Here is a 16,965-nt window from a genome sequence, read left to right on the forward strand (position 1 = left end):
AATGCAATGAATGGCAATTCATTTTGGAGAGCCATCATTCCCCAAAATAAAACAAAAACCCACGTTTATTTATAAATTATTGTAATTAAAATGTGATCAAAATAAAATTGATATCCGGGAAATAACACAAACTCAGAATATAAATAAAAAATTACAATGAAGGTTTGTTCATTAAAAATCCCAGACGAATCCCATAGTGAGGAGGACACATGGCACAGGTAATTTCCGACCAGCGGGACATTGAATTTGTCGTTCACGAGCTCCTTCAGGCGCAGACCCTTGCGGAACTGAACGACAATTACGCCGACTTCAACAAAAAAACCATTGATATGGTGATTAAAGAAGCAAAAAATCTGGCAATCAAAGAGCTCCTGTCCATAAATAAGGAAGGAGACGAAATCGGTTGCACACTTGAAAACGGCAAGGTCACCACGCCGCCGTCTTTCAAGCGCGTATTTGATCTGTTCAATAAAGGGGAATGGCTGGCCCCCACAGAAGATCCCCAATGGGGCGGACAGGGCATGCCTTTCACCGTTGCCGCGGCAACCGCTGAATACTTCAACGGTGCCAACTACCCGTTCATGATGTACGTCACCCTCACCCAGGGTGCAGGCCACCTTGTTGAGCAGTTTGGTACCCAAGCGCAGAAAAACACCTATCTTAAAAACATGTACACCGGCAAATGGACCGGCACTATGCTGCTGACCGAACCGGGCGCCGGTTCCGATGTGGGTGCACTGACCACCAAAGCCGTCCCTAACGGCGACGGTACTTACAACATTGTGGGTGAAAAAATTTTTATCTCCGGCGGCGAACATGATCTGACAGAAAATATCATCCATCCTGTGTTGGCCCGCATTGAAGGCGCCCCTGCCGGCACCAAAGGCATCTCCTTATTCCTGGTCCCCAAGTTCAGGGTTAACAAAGACGGGTCTTTGGGCGAATTCAACGATGTCATCTGCACCGGTATTGAACACAAAATGGGCATCCACGGTAACTCCACCTGCTCCTTGTCCCTGGGCGCCAAAGGCGACTGCATAGGTACCCTCCTAGGCGAAGAAAACAAAGGCATGAAAGCCATGTTCATGTTGATGAATGCAGCCCGGTTGCTTGTAGGTGTCCAGGGGTTTGCCTGTGCCGGCGCAGCTTATATGTATGCATTGGATTATGCCAAAAACCGTATCCAGGGCCGGGATTTGACAGAAATCATGAACCCTGATGCCCAGACCGTCCCCATCTTTCGCCACCCTGATGTGCGGCGCCAGCTCATGGTGATGAAGTCCAATGTAGAAGCCATGCGTACATTGATCTATTATGTCCATTACTGCATTGATATGTCCAAATATGCGGCAACCGACGAAGAAAAGGCTAAATACCAAGGTTTTGTTGAAGTACTCACCCCCATTGCCAAGGGGTATGTTACAGACCGGGCCTTTGAGATATGCTCCCAGGGTATGCAGGTCTACGGCGGTTACGGATACATCGAAGAGTATCCCATGGCCCAGTTGCTGCGTGACGTCAGAATCACCCTGATCTACGAAGGAACCAACGGTATCCAGGCCATGGATCTTCTAGGCCGCAAACTTGGCATGAACAAAGGCAAACCCGTCATGGACCTGTTCGGTGAAATGCAGGCAACAATTGCCCAGGCCAAGGATATCCCAGCCCTTGAAAAATCAGCGGCCAAGGTTGAAGAGGTGGTAAACAAATTAGGTGAAGTGGCCATTCACATGGGCACCACCGCCATGAGCCCCAAAATGCTTGCCGCGTTTGCCAATGCCCATCCGTTCCTGGATGCCACCGGAGACACCATTTTTGCATGGATGCTGCTGTGGCGCGGCGTGACCGCTGTCCAAAAACTTGCAAAGGCCAAAAAGAAAGATATCCCCTTCTACCAAGGCGTTATCAAAAGCCTTGAGTTTTATACCCAGACCGTACTGCCCATCACCCTGGGCCGGTTTGCGGCACTGCTCGGCACAAGCACCGTAGCTGTGGAGATTGAAGACAACATGTTTCCCAGCTAAGACCGTTTTAACAAACCGCAGATCACGTTAAAGAGGCTGCCTTATACTTAAGCCGGGCAGCCTTTTATCTTTCTGCATATCCATTTATTGATCATCCAGAGATCTTTGAAGGTCGCAGGCTTCATCGACAAAGCAAATTATGGCCCTTTCCAGTCTCGGGTAATCCGGGTTAAAAGTTCCTCTTCTCCAGTAATCGTAATCCAGCTCTTTTTTGGCCGCTTTCGAGGCAATGTCTTTTTCGCCAAAAATAGTTTTGGCTGAGCCTTTTTGGCATTTATTGAAAGCTGCCATGTCCGGCGGGGTATCATAAGCTTTGCATTGGTGATACTTGCCATTAACCCCGTAATGGGGATCTGCGGGACTCATGGATAGGGCCGTATGGGCATAATTGGCGAACCGGTATACGGTTCCCTGGAATTCCCGGTCAACCGGCCCCAGTTTAACTTCTTTAATGGCCTCACAGGGTGGATCAATATTCCGCTCGGCATGGCGGGATGCATACCAAATCAGACCGCGGCGCTGGGCGGTCACCCGGTCACAGAAAAACTGCCGGGCTGCATTGGCGTCAATGGTTTCATCGTCGGCACTGACCGCCATGAGTACGGGAACGTCAATAAGGATTTTACTTTTCATGATGTTCTTGGTAAGCAAATAAAATTCGGCGCCGGCATTAACGGAAAATGATTCATATCGCGCCGCGTCTCTTTCTTCAAATGTGTCGAGCCAGTCTTTTACCCAGTACAGGTAGGGACTGAGAAAGGCAGCCCCGGACTTGGCCTTTACGGCTGTAGAGATCAGGATAAGTCCTTTGATTTTAGGACGTTGGGGGTTGTTCTGCAGATGGCGAATTGCAAGGGCCGTACCGGTGGAAAATCCCACCAGGTAGAGATCGGAAATTCTCTCCATCTTTTCAAAGCTGCGGACCCCATAGTCGGTGATAGCCATCCAGTCTGTATGCTTCATGTTCAGGGAATCTCCGGCCACCGTACCGTGGCCGGGCAGCAGCACAGCCCGGATGGTTCCGTTGGGATAGGCCTGGTGCAGGGAGTCGGCTATGCTGCGCATCAGGTAAGGCGAATCCGTGAGCCCGTGAATAAGCAGAAAGCCCTTACCTTTGCCGGGCCCGGTGCTGCCCTTTTCCGGAAGGTGTTCAAAGGGCCCCCGCATTTCTGCTGCCTGGGCAGCCGAATATTCGCCAAGATAGGGCTTGGCACCATTGGCGAACCGGAGGTTTCTCAGGATCTGTTCAATATTTTCCCTGCTGTCCTGAACATATTGACTGAAGGGCAAATCCGGATATGAAGGAACGCCGCTCGGACTGCCGCTTTCTTTCAGGAAAGACGGTTTCGGAGCGCAGGACGCAAGAAAAAACAAAAAAAGAATAAAAAACCCGTTTATCTTAAATTTGAACATATTGAGTCTCCTTTGACTGAAAAAATTTCCATGGACCGTAATCACAACCGAGCTGCCTACTCCTCGAAAAGGGGTTTAATGGGTTCATCTATACATCTCTCTGGTGCCGGCTGAGCAGGACACGAAAAACCCATCACCCTAAGCTTACATGATCCTGACAATGCCTATCATTTTATGGTAACATTCATGATCAGACAACCCCGGATAGTTTTTACGACCCGTATTAGAAGAACAAGTCAGCAGAAGTTCGCCTGACCGGGATCTCCGGAAAACCGGATTATAGCCGGGCAGAACTGAACAGCGGTTGTCCCAGAAATAATTGAACATCCCCATGGGCCGAATAATTATTCACGATGTTAATGACCGATACAATGATTGATAAAAATTCAAGAAAATAGTAAAAAGGCAAGGTACGATATATAAATTCAGCTTTTTATCAATTTCTTAAATAAGGAGGAAAGAATGGCAACAACCAATGAAAATCTGAAAGAGTCATTTGCAGGCGAAAGCCAGGCCAACCAGAAATACAGGGCTTTTGCCAAAAAAGCCGAAAAAGAAGGGTTTAAAAATATTTCAAAACTGTTTAAAACCACTGCCGAAGCAGAACGGATTCATGCCGAGGGGCATTTGGCCGCCTTGGGTATGATTGCGTCAACCGCCGATAATCTCCAGGCCGCCATTGACGGCGAAACCGAAGAGTTCTCTAACATGTATCCGCCCATGCTGGAACAGGCGGAGGCGGACGGCCATAAGGCCAAAATCATGTTTAAATTTGCCCTGGGTGCTGAAGAAGTGCATGCCAACCTCTACGCAAAAGCCCTGGAAGCCGTTAAAAACGGTGTAGATCTGGATGTCAGCGAATTTTACCTGTGTTCGGTCTGCGGTTACATTGAACTGGGCGCAGCCCCTGAAAAATGTCCGATCTGCTCCGCCAAACAATCCAAATTTGTCCAAATTGACTAATCGAATACTCGCCGGACCCGGTCATTATGAACGACCTTGGGTCCGGCCCGTCAACACTCTAAGCCATGAGACCCCAAAATAGGGCAATGTTCTTGTTCCAACGTAAAGCTTTAAACTGAACCACTGTCCGTTCAGGGAATTATGTATTTTTTGGAAATATGCTCATATAAAAATAATATGAATAGAAAAGAACCCGACCATCTTAACCTGCTGTTCGACATGGGGCAACTTGCTTCCATCATCACCAGCGGATCGGACATTGAAGCGTTTTTAACCGGTGCCAGCGAACTTGTAGCCAAGCACCTCCAGGCCCATGTCTGCTCCATCTACCTTTTTGATTCCCGCTCTAAAAACCTGGTCCTGAAAGCCACCCGGGGTCTGAAGCCTGAAGCCGTTGACCGGGTCAGGATGCTGCCCGGAGAGGGCTTAGTAGGGCAATGCTTCTCCCAGGACCAAATCCTGCGGGTGGGAAACGCAAGAACAAGCCCGGGTTTCAAATATTTTGACAATGCCGGAGAAGAACCTTTTAATTCTTTTCTTTGTGTCCCCATCCGACGTGGGGTGGTGAAAATCGGTGTTCTGGTAGTCCAGCGACGGGAGATGGACCATTTTACCCTGCTTGATGAGCGGGCATTGAGAACAGCCGCCACCCAGCTGGCCGGTGCCATTGAAAATGCAAGACTGCTCATGGCCCTGGCGTCTGAGTCGGCGGATATAAACGAAGATGCAGACATCATTTCAAAAGAACTCCCTGTTTTTATTAAAGGCAAACCAGATGGATACGGCTTAGCCTTTGGCACGATCCGGCCTTCGAGGAAAAAACGCAAGGCCATCCTGTTTGAAGCGGACGCCTCCAATATCACCTATTCCCTGGCTGATTTTCAAACCGCCGTGGAAAAAACTATTGATGAATTAAAGGAGCTGCAGGATAAATTTGCCGCAAGTCTTCCGGAAAGCGAATCTTTAATATTCACGGCCCATTTCATGATGCTCAAGGACAAAAATTTCACGGGAAAAATGAAAGCTCTGATAGAACAGGGCATCTCTCCTGTGGCAGCCATCCAGCAGATCGTCCTGAAATACATAAAAATCTTTTCGGACAATCCCAATGCCTATATGCAGGAAAAAGCTGTGGATGTTGAGGATTTAGGCATACGCCTTTTGTCCCATCTAAAGGCCGTACACACGCCCAAAACCCCTGACAGGGGAACGATCTTTGTCACCCAGGACATTTACCCCTCGGACATGATGAAACTCACCGCCGACGGCATCAGGGGAATTGTGCTGGTGGGCGGTGGCGTTACCTCCCATGTCACCATCCTTGCCCGATCCCTGTCCATTCCGCTGATTATTGCCGATGATCCAGTCTTTATAGACCTGCCCGACACCACCCAACTGCTGCTGGATGCAGGCCAAGGCAACATTTACATCAATCCGGACGAAAACACCCGTTCCATTTTCAAGGGCAAACAGGAGGCTGAAAAGCGGGCAAAGACCCGGGAGATGCAGCCGGCCACCTACACCATTGACAACAGACGCATCCGGCTGCTTGCCAATATCAACCTGCTCAGTGAAATTCAGCTGGCCCGGGAGCTAAAAGTTGAAGGCATTGGCCTTTACCGTACGGAATTCCCGTTTTTGATCCGGTCCAATTTCCCTTCGGAAGACGAACAATACCTTATTTATAAAGGATTATTTGACAAAACTGAACCGGGAACCGTCACCACGGTGCGCACCCTGGATGCCGGTGGAGATAAGGTCATAAAACACACTGATTTTATCCAGGAGGCCAACCCGGCATTAGGCTTACGCTCCATTCGCTTTTCATTAAAGCACCGCCATATTTTCCGGGCTCAAATCAGAGCCATTTTAAGGGCGGCCCATGGCAGGGAAAAAGTTCGCCTGATGTTCCCATTAATCTCTTCCATTGACGAATTTTTAACGGCAAAACAGGTAATGGCGCAATGTATCCATCAAATGGAACAGGAGGGGGTACCCCACAAAAACGATCCTGAGGTAGGCATGATGGTCGAACTGCCTTCTGTGCTTGCCACCATAGATGAATTTGCGCAACTGGCAGATTTTTTTTCCATTGGCACCAATGACTTTATCCAGTATATGTTGGGTGCAGACCGGGGCAACGAACTGGTGGCCGAGCACTACATCTCTTATCATCCTGCCGTAAACTGCGGCATTGCAAAAATTGCAGCGGCGGCGATCCGCCACGATATTGATGTATCCGTGTGCGGAGAGATGGCCCATGATCCCGACCACATCCCCTTTCTGATCGGCGTAGGTATCACCACCCTTAGCGTGGACCCCAAATTTCTGCCCAGGGTCCAGGCCACGGTCATGAGGACAAATTTTTCCCGGGCAAGCGCGTATGCACGTCTTCTGCTGAAGCAAACCCGGGTCAAGGATGCTGCCGAGGTGTTGAAAACCGGGCCCGGCAAATGAGGATTTGTTTTTTCCTTATTATAGATAAATATTGAGTACTTGTTTTCATTTTTCAGGTGCTTGGTGATAACTAATTACGATTTAATCATTACAAGTAGTTTCCCCTTTTAAATCAAGAGTGGATAATTTTATACAATGGCAGTATAATATTTTCGTCAAAAAAGGAGATAGAAATGAATGATCCATCGGTTGCACCCAAAGGAACATCTTTCAATCTTAAAAAATTTGTCGACGATGCAAGTGGTTCAGTTGTAAGCAAAAATCTGCTTAAAAGAGATATTAGTTTATGAAATATTTCAGCTGCTTTTATGAAAGGAAAATATCATGAGCAAAAAAGTATATATTGAAACGGAAGACTGTATTGGCTGTGAAAATTGTGTGGAGCTTTGTCCAGAAGTTTTCGGGTTTGACGCCCAGGAGAACGTGGCATTTGTTATTATGGAGGAAGGAGGTTCCGAAGAATGTATTGACGAAGCGATAGAAGACTGCCCGGTTCAATGTATCCTTTGGAAGGATGAATAATGCACGATGTTCTTATTGTACTTTTTCATTCGCATACTGCATCGTTTGGTGTTTATGGGATGTAGGCACCCTGCAGGTCGGGCGCATGCAATTGTTTGAAAAAACAAAATACAGGTTTCAAATTCCCCCGGGGTTGACCTTAAACCGATAATTGGGACCCTAAATTGCCTGTTTAGAAAATTGTTGAGGGGGGGGGGGGGGGGGGGGGGGGGAGTAAGGCAGGGTGATGATTTTTTGTTATTGAGGCCTGCTATGTTAAATCAAGCAGATCAAACCGAGGTGTTTGAGGCGAGGACTACTCGTCTGACAAGCTCAGTTTTTCAGGTGAATGAGCACAGTAGACAATCCTTATAAACCTTATTTTTCATTTATCAGGATGCAGTGCCTTTGCCTCGGCATTGAAATCGCCTGAAATCCCACCCGATTCAAAATATCCGGGATAGGCGATCCGGTAGGCCTCCATAAGCCTGACCCAGGGCAGATCCGCAAAATGCCCATGGTCTTCAACATATTCCATATGCCGCTGCCCTTTGGCGTCAAAGGGGTGAAACACACTGTCTTCCCGGCCATCAAATTCCAGGGGCAGGACATCAAAAGCCTGGCACATGCTCAAGTTGAATGTCGGTGTTGCCTTGACCCATTTTTCTTCCAAAAAGATATCAGTATATCCGTGCCATTTAAAAAGATCCGTACCCATTTTTGCCTTGAGCTTGGGCGTGGTTAAATGATTCTTTACATCGGCAAATCCCAGCCGGGCCGGTATGGACTGAGCCCTGAGACAGGCGGCCAAAAGCACAGCCTTTGACACGCAAAAGCCCTTGCTTTCGGTCAGAATTCGGCTTGCCTTAAAGCCCTCTTGGTGATTAGGAATCTCATAGGGGTCATACCGGATCTGATCCCTGACAGCGTAAAAAATGCTTACAGCCTTTTTCACCGGGTTATCTGATGGTCCTGCATGCCGGGATGAAAATGCAATGATTTTTTCATGATCCGAATCAATAAAAAACGTCGGTGCACCATACAAGAAGAGCTGGTCAATATCCATATCTTTTATCCTGAAAATTAAATTGTGAATATAAATCCCAATTCCGGGGTTGCGCCACATGTCTGCTATACTGGTTACCTGTCCTTAAATCAATAGCGATACCTGTATCGAGACACATTTGTGTGTCAAACTTTGAGACAAATGAATCCTGGCTGTGTTTTCAACCCCGCCGAACATTTTTTCTCAAACCATTTGAAACACGCATTGGTAAGTCGTTTGATACGATTCAATGCTGTTTCTCCCGACGCCCTGAAAAAACAGGCAGGCCTGTACTTCTGGAATGAATCTTGTTTAAAAAATTAAAATCGTAATACGTTTCAATGGCTGACATAATTGAATCACACTAAAATTAAAAATGGAGTAAAATCATTGACACAACAAATTGATATCGCCGGCAATTTTGAAAAATTTGATTCCATTGTCATCAACGAAGTACAGCTTCTCCTGGCTGAGAAACGAACATCCCTTGCTGTTATGAGAACCGGGATTGCAGTGCTGGCCCTGCCCTTGTCCGTGATCGGACTTTTGATTGCCACCTCCAAATATTACAATATTTTCAACGTGCTGCACCTGGTTATCCCCTTTGGTATTCTCAACCTTGGATTGATCGTTCTGGGCTGCTATCTAATCACCCGGGCTATTATAAAAATGCACAGCTATGACAAACACATCCATGAACTCAAGGTCAAATTCAGTGCTTTAGGGCAGTTCATATAACGGCCATGGCCGACCTGGTCTTTCACCGAGTTCAGACCACAACAAATTATGTAAGAAACTAATAGGTTAGTTCAATTCTTTTATATAAAAAGAGCTCACAATGATAGGGTAAAGGTCAACAGCCAGGCATAAACCGGCCTGGCATAATTTGTGCTATTTTAACGTAAGTTAAGAACCGCATAGGATAATTTCAAAGGCGGTCAACCGCAATAACATTAAAAAGAGAACAGCCATGAAACCATACGGCAGAAAGACAAAAAAAAAGGTGGGCGAAATTCTTGCCTTAGGCAGTCGCAGCCAGGCCCTGGTTAGGCTTGCTCAGATTCCGGATGCCCAACTCACCGGACATCTGTTCTCTTATTTTTACAACAAGGAGGAACTGATCAAGTTCCGCAGCGGGACCGCCATGGGGGAGCTTGCTGCAAGGATTGCGGATCATTCCATGGAAAAAGCCAGAATAATTTTGAGACGGATCATGTGGAACTTGAACGACGAATCCGGCGGCATCGGCTGGGGATCACCTGAGGCTATGGGAGAAATTTTAAGTAAAAGCCCGGCCCTGGCCCGGGAATTTAAAAGCATCCTTTTTTCCTATCTGGATCACAAAGGCAACCACATTGAACATGAAATGCTACAGCGCGGCGTTTTGTGGGGAATTGGTACATATCTTGGTACAGCACCCAAAGATCTGACCGATATCACCAGAGAACAGCTCCAAGAGCATCTTTCTTCTAAAGATCCGGTAAAGCGTGGATATGCCATCAGGGCATTGTCTAATGCTCATGTTTTCGAATCCATGGGTCTGCCCAATGTTATCCAGACAGACAAAACAAACATTGATATTTACACTGGGTGGAATTTTACGGCTACCCGTATATCGGATATGCTTCATGCCTGCACCCCGGAACAGATCCTGGCCGGAAATGAATAATTACCAATTTTATTTACCCTGGTGTAAAACGATTAAAGAGAATTTGCCATGCTGAAAAAAAAATGTGACATAAACATCGTACGCACCATTGAGCTGGCTCATAAAATGATAGAACTGGCACAGATCGGATATGAACACCATGAAGATCCGGGATGCGGTGTGCTTTATGGGATTTTGCTGGATACAGGATACAAACTTCTTGATCTTGCAGAAAAAGAGAAACAGGCTCATATGTTAAAAGGCTGGTGGGTTGAATCCATTGACAAAGGAATGATTTGATGAGCATACAAAAGACACCGGTAATTGATCTTGGCTGCTGCAACCAATGCGGGGTCTGTATTGACGTGGCCCCCCATGTCTTTAAAATTAATGACGCAGGTTATGTGGATATACTATCCCTTGACAGCTATGAGGATGATGAAGATATCCTTGAAGCTGTGAAAAATTGTCCCAAAGACTGTATTTCCTGGGAGTAATTCCCCAAAAAAAATTTTCATTTCAATCATAAGGACCGCAGATTAAATAACTTGAACGAAATAGCTTGCCTTTTGGCCCATCTACTTCGTTGCATCAAAGATCCAATAGGCCTGTATTCAACCTTTAATGCGCCTTGTAGATGAACCAAAGTTCGGCGTTATTTCTGCCCAACTTATTTAATCTGCGGTCCTAAGGGCTTTGGGAAAAAATAAAAGCTACACATTTTGCGACAAAGTTTTATTCGTATTTAAGGCACGCAAATGGAGGATTTATTTTTTCCCAAAGCCCTTGTTGTTTGAACATTCATTGAGTATCCACCATTTTTCTTTTTACAGATGCAAAAAAACATTGCGCCTGATACACAAATGTGCCATTTAAAAGACCGTTTCAAGAACAGCCTGGTCTCGATTACTAAAAGCGCGTTGCCTGGAAATCAAAAATGGAAAAATTTACACATTCTCTGCTGGATCTGCACAATCTCAATCTTGTGGTGGACAATCTTAAAGTCGGCGTCATGGCACATACAACAAAGCGTATCATCACTGTTTTTAACAAAGAAGCAGAAAAAATTACCGGATATAGTAAAAAAGAAGTCCTGGGCAAAGACTGCCACAAAGTCTTCCAGGCGCCGTTCTGCGGTTCCAAATGTTCCTTTTGCGAAGATTCCCCGAAACTTTCCGGCGGAACCAAGGAATACCCGGTTACCATGGTCACCAAAACAGGGGAGACCCGCCATCTGGAAATGACCGTTTACTGCATCCAGGACCATGAAGGGGAAATCCGGGGGGTTGTAGCCTCATTCCGGGATATGACCGATTCCATACGTCTGTCCCTGAAAGCAGAAGATCTTTCCAATTTTGCAGGCATCATCGGCAAGGACAAAGCCATGCAGGACATTTTCCGGGAAATCCGAGATGTGGCCCTGTATAACTACCCGGTTCACGTATCCGGTGAAACAGGTACCGGCAAAGAACGCGTGGCCTATGCGATTCATGACATTTCGTCCTACGGCAACGGCAGTTTTGTTCCGGTCAACTGCGGGGCCATTCCCGAAGGCATTGTGGAAAGTGAGCTGTTCGGCCATGTTAAGGGCGCGTTCTCAGGGGCGGTCAAAGAGCGTAAAGGCCGATTTGAACTGGCCCATAAAGGCACCCTTTTCCTGGACGAGGTGGCGGATCTGCCGTTGAAAACCCAAGTAAAACTGTTACGGTTCCTCCAGGAGGGATCATTTGAAAAAGTAGGTGGAGAAAAAAAGATCAGCGTGGATGTCAGAATCATCTCAGCCACCAACAAGGATCTGGCAGAAGAGGTCCGGAAAGAGCGGTTCAGGGAAGACCTTTACTACCGGCTCAACGTCATTCCCATCCACCTGCCTCCCCTGCGGGAAAGAAAAAATGATATCCCGCTTTTAGCAGAGCATTTCCTGCGGGAGGCGGAAAAAGAAAACAAAAAGACCGTACCAAAACTTGCCCCTGATACCATCAGGGCAATGATGGACCACCACTGGCCCGGCAATGTCAGGGAATTAAAAAATGTGATCCAATTTTCCGTGGTTCGGTCCCGGGGCAGCATTATCCTGCCCACGGATCTTCCCTTTGCATCCAACAGGCAACCCATGCGGCATGCAGTATCAAATGAACCTGCAGCGCCTGCGGTACCGGTTACCCGGGGCAAGCTCAATCAGGAGAATGTCCAAGCCGCCTTGGTTAAAACCGGAGGAAATAAATCCAAAGCCGCCCGTGTGTTAGGTGTTGGCAGGGCAACCCTGTACCGATTTTTAAGTGACCACCCGGAAATCAAAGCCTTTTCAGACACCTTTTAAACCGGTAAAAATCTTCTATCGCCCAATGCGCACGGGTCTTGGAATGAAAGAGGATACTGATCTAACCGCTTAATTTATTTTATGATTTGTTATGGCTCAACCTCGGTGAAAGATCGGTCAGCCATGGCCGTTATTTGGACTCCTATCTAAAAATAGAATTGACTTCTTCAATACAATCCTCATTTTATACAAACGACCACGGACTGGCCTGACCGATCAACAACCAGGCTCAGCCCACACGAATGTTAAAAAATATATGGAGGTTACACAGACTTTTTTAGATAAGTGTACGCCATCATGCAAGACAGAAGAACCTTCATATGTATTTCTCGCCCACCCAAATAGGAGGTGTAAATGGTAAAACAACTTGAAACTTACAAATGCGAACTTTATGGTAATCTCGTTAAAGTTATGGAGGTATAAAAAATGATAGCAACTGAAGTTGAAAATGCCCTGAACAAACAGCTTAATGCTGAAATTTATTCATCATATCTGTATGTATCCATGGCTGCCCAGTGCAAGGCTGACGATCTGGACGGTTGTGCTGCCTGGCTGGAAGCCCAGGCCCAGGAAGAAATGACCCATGCCGCCAAATTTTATAACTTTATTATCCAAAGAGGGGGACGGGTTAAACTGACCGGCATTGACGGCCCCCAGATCGAATGGGAAACCCCCCTTGCTGTTTTTGAAGATACCCTGGCCCACGAACAGAAGGTCTCTGCCATGATCAATGATCTCATGGATATTGCCATTGCCCAAAAAGACCATGCCACCCAGATTTTTTTGCAATGGTTTGTGACTGAACAGGTGGAAGAAGAGGAAAGTGTGGGGATGGTGTTGGGAAAAGTTAAGCGGGTTAAAGATTCAGCCCAGGGAATGTATCTTCTGGACCAGGAATTGGGTTTGCGCAAACCCGAGCCACTGCCGGGAACCACAGCGTCTGCATCTGAGTAGCCGTCTGTCTGGTTTGTTAAGGACCGCAGATTAAATACCATTACATATCAAGGGTGTTTTCCGGGGTAACAGTTAATTTTGGCAAACACCCTTGATGATAACGGGAATCAAAGCGATTCCAAGGAACCAGAATGATCAGATTCGGTCTTTGCTGTATATTCAAAGAACATCCTGTCAAATTTCGGAGAACTACGGCAAAGTACCTTGGAAAATTTTCCAGAGCAGAACAATTGCAGCGCTTGGCCCATCTGTGCGAAGTGAATGCAAAAAGTCTGCTAAGCGCCCTTGAATTCTGCCGGGAGAATCAAATCGGATCATTTAGAATCAACAGTCAGATTCTTCCTTTAAAGACACACCCCCAGATGGGTTATGATATTTACGAGCTTCCCGGCGCAGATAAAATTATCGAAGCGTATAAAGCTTGCGGCGACTTCAGTAAAGCAAACAACATCCGAACAACCTTTCATCCCGACCAGTTTGTCATCCTCTGTTCACCCAATCCAGACGTGGTAAAAAAATCCGTGGCAGAACTTGAATATCAGGCCCAGGTGGCCGAATGGGCCAATGCAGATGTGATCAATATCCATGCCGGAGGCGTTTATAATGATAAACCATCCGCTCTCCGGCGTTTGGTAAAAACCATTGAGACCCTGCCGGATCCGGTCAGAAAAAGATTAACCCTTGAAAATGATGATAGAAGCTACACCCCCCAAGATCTCTTGCCGGTGTGTGAACAGCTCGGAACCCCCATGGTATATGACGTCCACCACCACAGATGCGTTGGTGACGAACTATCGATTGAAAACGCCACAGAACAAAGCATAAAAACATGGACTCGGGAACCTTTGTTTCATCTATCCTCACCCAAGGATGGATGGGGATCGCCAAATCCGAGGAAACACCATGATTTTATTGATATCAGGGACCTGCCCCAGGAATGGACGGCTTTAGATATCACTATGGAGATTGAAGCCAAGGCCAAGGAAGTGGCCATAAAAAAATTGATTAATGATGTGAGGCGTATCAAAAAAAAACAAAAGATATTGAGCAGCTTTTAACGACGCGGACCGCCTGATGCACAGGAAGGGTCTTATTTTTTCCTGCGGCTCAGACAAGTGAGGAAACGGCCATAAAATACGCTTATGGCGCGTTTCCCCGTGAGACGTGGTGGGATTTAATTTACTAAAAGACCGACGTACTGTTCAATTATTCATCAATTTCCTCAAAGCCTAATTCCATGCTGGCCAGGCACTCTGAGCATTCCATTGTGGCATTTTCAAGATCAGGAAATTTCTCTTTGATCTCTTCTTCGGTCATTGTTGATAAATGGCTACATCCACACTGCGGGCATATGCCGCTGATTCTGTGTTTCTTTGTTTCCTTTTCAGTCATGATTTTCTCCTTGTGATTCGGGGTATTAATCAAACGTCATCTTAATAACCATATAATACTTCAATACAACTTCTGTGCCATAAATTTAATTTTTCATTGAAAGTTCAAACCATATGCAAGGCCATCAACAAATGAGTACTTTTAATTTAGGGTTATGGATATTCTAAAATTTAGACTTTATAACTGTTTCGTCAATTGTGGCAAGAATTCATATTGTGCTATGATAACCTAAAATTTTACTCTATTATACAAGAGCCCGTTCGAACAACAACATATTACTATTATAATATAATTTAAATTTTACTTATATCGATATTCTTCTTGTATTGCCCGTTATAAAAGATTTTTTAAAATAATAAATAATTTTAATCTACAAAAAAGGAGGATAAACATGCTAAAAAAACGCAAACTCGGTACTCGGATATTATTCCCGGTTATCAGTATTATCGCTACTTTTTCAATCATCCTGTTTATTTTAGGTAACTCTGTGGTTGAAAAAATGATCTACACCAACCTTGACGCCACCATAGAGTCAAAAGTTTCGGATATTAATACCAGCATTGACAGAATATCCGGTAAGATGCTTTCCATGGCATCACTTTTTAGCAGAGCGGATGCTGTCCAGCATGCATATGGCATTGCCTATTCAGGCGATATATCAAATGCGAAAAATCCGGAAATGGAAAAGGCGAGAAAATCGCTGAGATCGTTTTTCGCATCATTGGAACAAGGATATAAAGAAGCATTAAAATCCGGTAGTTTCAGAATCCATTTTCACCTGCCTCCAGCACGAAGCCTTTTACGGCTTTGGAACCCTGACCAAAAAGTAAGTGACGATCTTAGGTCTTTTAGGGATACAATCCTTACAATCAGTAAAGGCAACCATGAGGTTATAAAAGGAATTGAAATCGGAAGAGGTGGTTTTGCCATCAGAGGACTTGCGCCGATTTTTTCCGATGAGAACAAGTATTTAGGATCTGTGGAGGTCCTTTCGACATTTGATCCGGTTGTTAAATACAGTATATCCAATAAAAATGAGCTTATTGCGGTTTATATGAACAAAGAATTTTTACCGATTGCCACTAAACTGCAAAACCCGGAAATAAATCCGATCATAGGCAATGATTTTGTTTTTGTCAGTTCAACCAGCAAAGAGATTACGGATAAAGTGATCTCATCCGATATGCTTACTTCAGGCAAAGCTTTTGTCCACAAGGAACGAACAGGTAACTACATGGTGGCGGCAGTACCCTTGAAAAGCTTCAACGGTCAGCAAATTGGGGTACTTGTCTATTTAAAGGATGCATCTGCATTATTTAAGAGTCTTTCCAGTCTTAAATGGGGAACAGCAATTCTTTGTCTTATTCTTCTTCTGGGCATCGCCACACCAGTATGGTTCATTGTAAGGAGTATCACCATCCCCCTGGGTTGTGTCATAAAAAGTCTGGATAATAGTTCGAATCAGGTCTCCGAGGCTTCCGGTCAGGTATCTGAGGCCAGCACCACTCTTGCAGAAGGTGCAACCGAACAGGCAGCATCCATAGAAGAGACGTCAGCGTCCTTGGAAGAAATTTCTTCTATGACTAGAAGAAATGCTGAGAATTCAAAGGAAGCCCATCATTTAATGGCACAGACCAGCCATGTTGTTGAGAAGGCGGATCAGGCAATGGACGAGCTGACTCAATCCATGAGAGAGATCAATAATGCAAGCGAAGAGATTTCTAAAATCATCAAAACAATTGATGAGATTGCTTTTCAGACGAATCTTTTGGCATTAAATGCTGCGGTAGAGGCTGCTCGGGCTGGAGAGGCCGGTGCCGGGTTTGCCGTAGTTGCCGACGAGGTCAGAAATCTTGCCATGAGGGCCGCAGAAGCTGCAAAAGATACGGCCCAAATGATCAAGGAAACCATAGAAAGGGTTAAAACCGGCAGTGAGATTGCCACACGGACCAATGAGACATTCAAGGAAGTAAGCCAGAGTACGGTGAAAGTGCAAAATCTTGTAGGAAAGATTGCAGGGGCCTCTGAAGAACAAGCCCAGGGTGTAGAGCAGGTCAATATTGCTGTTGCACAAATGGATAAGGTTGTTCAGCAGAACGCAGCCAGCGCTGAAGAGTCTGCCAGCGCTTCACAAGAACTCAGTGCACAGTCAAAGCAAATGAAAGCGTTCGTAAAAGAATTGAGAACCATTGCCAATGGTTCTGCCGATAACTTAAAAATACAAACCGTTAAAAAATAACGCCCTGTC

At 45.8% G+C, this 16,965-nt stretch carries 15 protein-coding genes; 12 read left to right on the forward strand and 3 right to left on the reverse strand.

Annotation, left to right across the window (positions count from 1 at the left end):
• Positions 1-209: 209 nt before the first annotated feature.
• Positions 210-2,024, forward strand: a complete 1,815-nt coding sequence (locus EYB58_RS00600) for an acyl-CoA dehydrogenase (RefSeq protein ID WP_111959483.1) — start codon at positions 210-212, stop codon at positions 2,022-2,024.
• An 84-nt stretch (positions 2,025-2,108) separates the two neighbouring features.
• On the opposite strand, the gene EYB58_RS00605 is transcribed toward EYB58_RS00600, so the two are convergent.
• Positions 2,109-3,437 (reverse strand): alpha/beta hydrolase, encoded by a 1,329-nt coding sequence (locus tag EYB58_RS00605; RefSeq protein ID WP_111959485.1) that lies wholly within the window; start codon positions 3,435-3,437, stop codon positions 2,109-2,111.
• Between the two features lie 462 nt (positions 3,438-3,899).
• Between EYB58_RS00605 and EYB58_RS00610 the strand changes: the two genes are divergently transcribed.
• From EYB58_RS00610 to EYB58_RS00620, 3 genes are all read left to right on the forward strand, one after another.
• Positions 3,900-4,400 (forward strand): rubrerythrin family protein, encoded by a 501-nt coding sequence (locus EYB58_RS00610; protein ID WP_111959489.1) that lies wholly within the window; start codon positions 3,900-3,902, stop codon positions 4,398-4,400.
• Positions 4,401-4,577: 177 nt separating this feature from the next.
• A complete protein-coding gene (gene ptsP / locus EYB58_RS00615; protein WP_111959497.1) occupies positions 4,578-6,857 on the forward strand; it encodes a phosphoenolpyruvate--protein phosphotransferase in 2,280 nt (759 codons plus the stop codon).
• Positions 6,858-7,181: 324 nt separating this feature from the next.
• On the forward strand, positions 7,182-7,379 hold the full coding sequence (locus EYB58_RS00620; protein WP_111959491.1) for a ferredoxin: 198 nt from the start codon (positions 7,182-7,184) through the stop codon (positions 7,377-7,379).
• Between the two features lie 364 nt (positions 7,380-7,743).
• Here the strand turns inward: EYB58_RS00620 and EYB58_RS00625 are convergent, their stop codons facing one another.
• Positions 7,744-8,424: a transglutaminase-like domain-containing protein gene (locus EYB58_RS00625; RefSeq protein WP_170299744.1), complete on the reverse strand. Its 681-nt coding sequence runs from the start codon at positions 8,422-8,424 to the stop codon at positions 7,744-7,746.
• A 369-nt stretch (positions 8,425-8,793) separates the two neighbouring features.
• On the opposite strand from EYB58_RS00625, the gene EYB58_RS00630 reads away from it, so the two are divergent.
• The 7 genes from EYB58_RS00630 to uvsE all read left to right on the forward strand — a co-directional run bounded on the left by EYB58_RS00630 (position 8,794) and on the right by uvsE (position 14,383).
• Positions 8,794-9,141: a hypothetical protein gene (locus EYB58_RS00630; RefSeq protein ID WP_111954096.1), complete on the forward strand. Its 348-nt coding sequence runs from the start codon at positions 8,794-8,796 to the stop codon at positions 9,139-9,141.
• Between the two features lie 232 nt (positions 9,142-9,373).
• Positions 9,374-10,072, forward strand: coding sequence for a DVU0298 family protein (locus tag EYB58_RS00635; protein ID WP_111954098.1), 699 nt, complete (start codon positions 9,374-9,376; stop codon positions 10,070-10,072).
• A gap of 48 nt (positions 10,073-10,120) precedes the next feature.
• Complete coding sequence (locus tag EYB58_RS00640; RefSeq protein WP_111954100.1) at positions 10,121-10,351, forward strand: hypothetical protein; 231 nt, start codon at positions 10,121-10,123, stop codon at positions 10,349-10,351.
• Positions 10,351-10,548, forward strand: a complete 198-nt coding sequence (locus EYB58_RS00645; protein ID WP_111954102.1) for a ferredoxin — start codon at positions 10,351-10,353, stop codon at positions 10,546-10,548. Before EYB58_RS00640 ends, EYB58_RS00645 begins: the two co-directional genes overlap by 1 nt.
• A 440-nt stretch (positions 10,549-10,988) precedes the next feature.
• Complete coding sequence (locus EYB58_RS00650; RefSeq protein WP_111954104.1) at positions 10,989-12,371, forward strand: sigma-54 interaction domain-containing protein; 1,383 nt, start codon at positions 10,989-10,991, stop codon at positions 12,369-12,371.
• 426 nt (positions 12,372-12,797) lie between these two features.
• Positions 12,798-13,325 carry a ferritin gene (locus EYB58_RS00660; protein WP_111954106.1) on the forward strand — a complete coding sequence of 176 codons (528 nt, stop codon included), beginning with the start codon at positions 12,798-12,800 and terminating at the stop codon, positions 13,323-13,325.
• A 131-nt stretch (positions 13,326-13,456) separates the two neighbouring features.
• Positions 13,457-14,383: a UV DNA damage repair endonuclease UvsE gene (gene uvsE / locus EYB58_RS00665; protein ID WP_111954108.1), complete on the forward strand. Its 927-nt coding sequence runs from the start codon at positions 13,457-13,459 to the stop codon at positions 14,381-14,383.
• A 148-nt stretch (positions 14,384-14,531) separates the two neighbouring features.
• Here the strand turns inward: uvsE and EYB58_RS00670 are convergent, their stop codons facing one another.
• The gene (locus tag EYB58_RS00670; protein WP_111954110.1) at positions 14,532-14,717 is read right to left on the reverse strand and encodes a hypothetical protein; all 186 of its coding nucleotides are present in this window, start codon (positions 14,715-14,717) and stop codon (positions 14,532-14,534) included.
• A gap of 391 nt (positions 14,718-15,108) precedes the next feature.
• On the opposite strand from EYB58_RS00670, the gene EYB58_RS23720 reads away from it, so the two are divergent.
• The gene (locus EYB58_RS23720) at positions 15,109-16,956 is read left to right on the forward strand and encodes a methyl-accepting chemotaxis protein (protein WP_111954112.1); all 1,848 of its coding nucleotides are present in this window, start codon (positions 15,109-15,111) and stop codon (positions 16,954-16,956) included.
• Positions 16,957-16,965 lie beyond the last annotated feature (9 nt).

This window comes from Desulfobacter hydrogenophilus, from assembly GCF_004319545.1.
Taxonomy (GTDB): Bacteria; Desulfobacterota; Desulfobacteria; order Desulfobacterales; family Desulfobacteraceae; genus Desulfobacter; species Desulfobacter hydrogenophilus.

Coding starts and splice junctions, on each gene's coding strand:
- EYB58_RS00600 (WP_111959483.1), top strand. CDS start 210: ATGGCACAGGTAATTTCCGACCAGCGGGACATTGAATTTGTCGTTCAC.
- EYB58_RS00605 (WP_111959485.1), bottom strand. CDS start 3,437: ATGTTCAAATTTAAGATAAACGGGTTTTTTATTCTTTTTTTGTTTTTT.
- EYB58_RS00610 (WP_111959489.1), top strand. CDS start 3,900: ATGGCAACAACCAATGAAAATCTGAAAGAGTCATTTGCAGGCGAAAGC.
- ptsP (WP_111959497.1), top strand. CDS start 4,578: ATGAATAGAAAAGAACCCGACCATCTTAACCTGCTGTTCGACATGGGG.
- EYB58_RS00620 (WP_111959491.1), top strand. CDS start 7,182: ATGAGCAAAAAAGTATATATTGAAACGGAAGACTGTATTGGCTGTGAA.
- EYB58_RS00625 (WP_170299744.1), bottom strand. CDS start 8,424: ATGGATATTGACCAGCTCTTCTTGTATGGTGCACCGACGTTTTTTATT.
- EYB58_RS00635 (WP_111954098.1), top strand. CDS start 9,374: ATGAAACCATACGGCAGAAAGACAAAAAAAAAGGTGGGCGAAATTCTT.
- EYB58_RS00640 (WP_111954100.1), top strand. CDS start 10,121: ATGCTGAAAAAAAAATGTGACATAAACATCGTACGCACCATTGAGCTG.
- EYB58_RS00645 (WP_111954102.1), top strand. CDS start 10,351: ATGAGCATACAAAAGACACCGGTAATTGATCTTGGCTGCTGCAACCAA.
- EYB58_RS00650 (WP_111954104.1), top strand. CDS start 10,989: ATGGAAAAATTTACACATTCTCTGCTGGATCTGCACAATCTCAATCTT.
- EYB58_RS00660 (WP_111954106.1), top strand. CDS start 12,798: ATGATAGCAACTGAAGTTGAAAATGCCCTGAACAAACAGCTTAATGCT.
- uvsE (WP_111954108.1), top strand. CDS start 13,457: ATGATCAGATTCGGTCTTTGCTGTATATTCAAAGAACATCCTGTCAAA.
- EYB58_RS00670 (WP_111954110.1), bottom strand. CDS start 14,717: ATGACTGAAAAGGAAACAAAGAAACACAGAATCAGCGGCATATGCCCG.
- EYB58_RS23720 (WP_111954112.1), top strand. CDS start 15,109: ATGCTAAAAAAACGCAAACTCGGTACTCGGATATTATTCCCGGTTATC.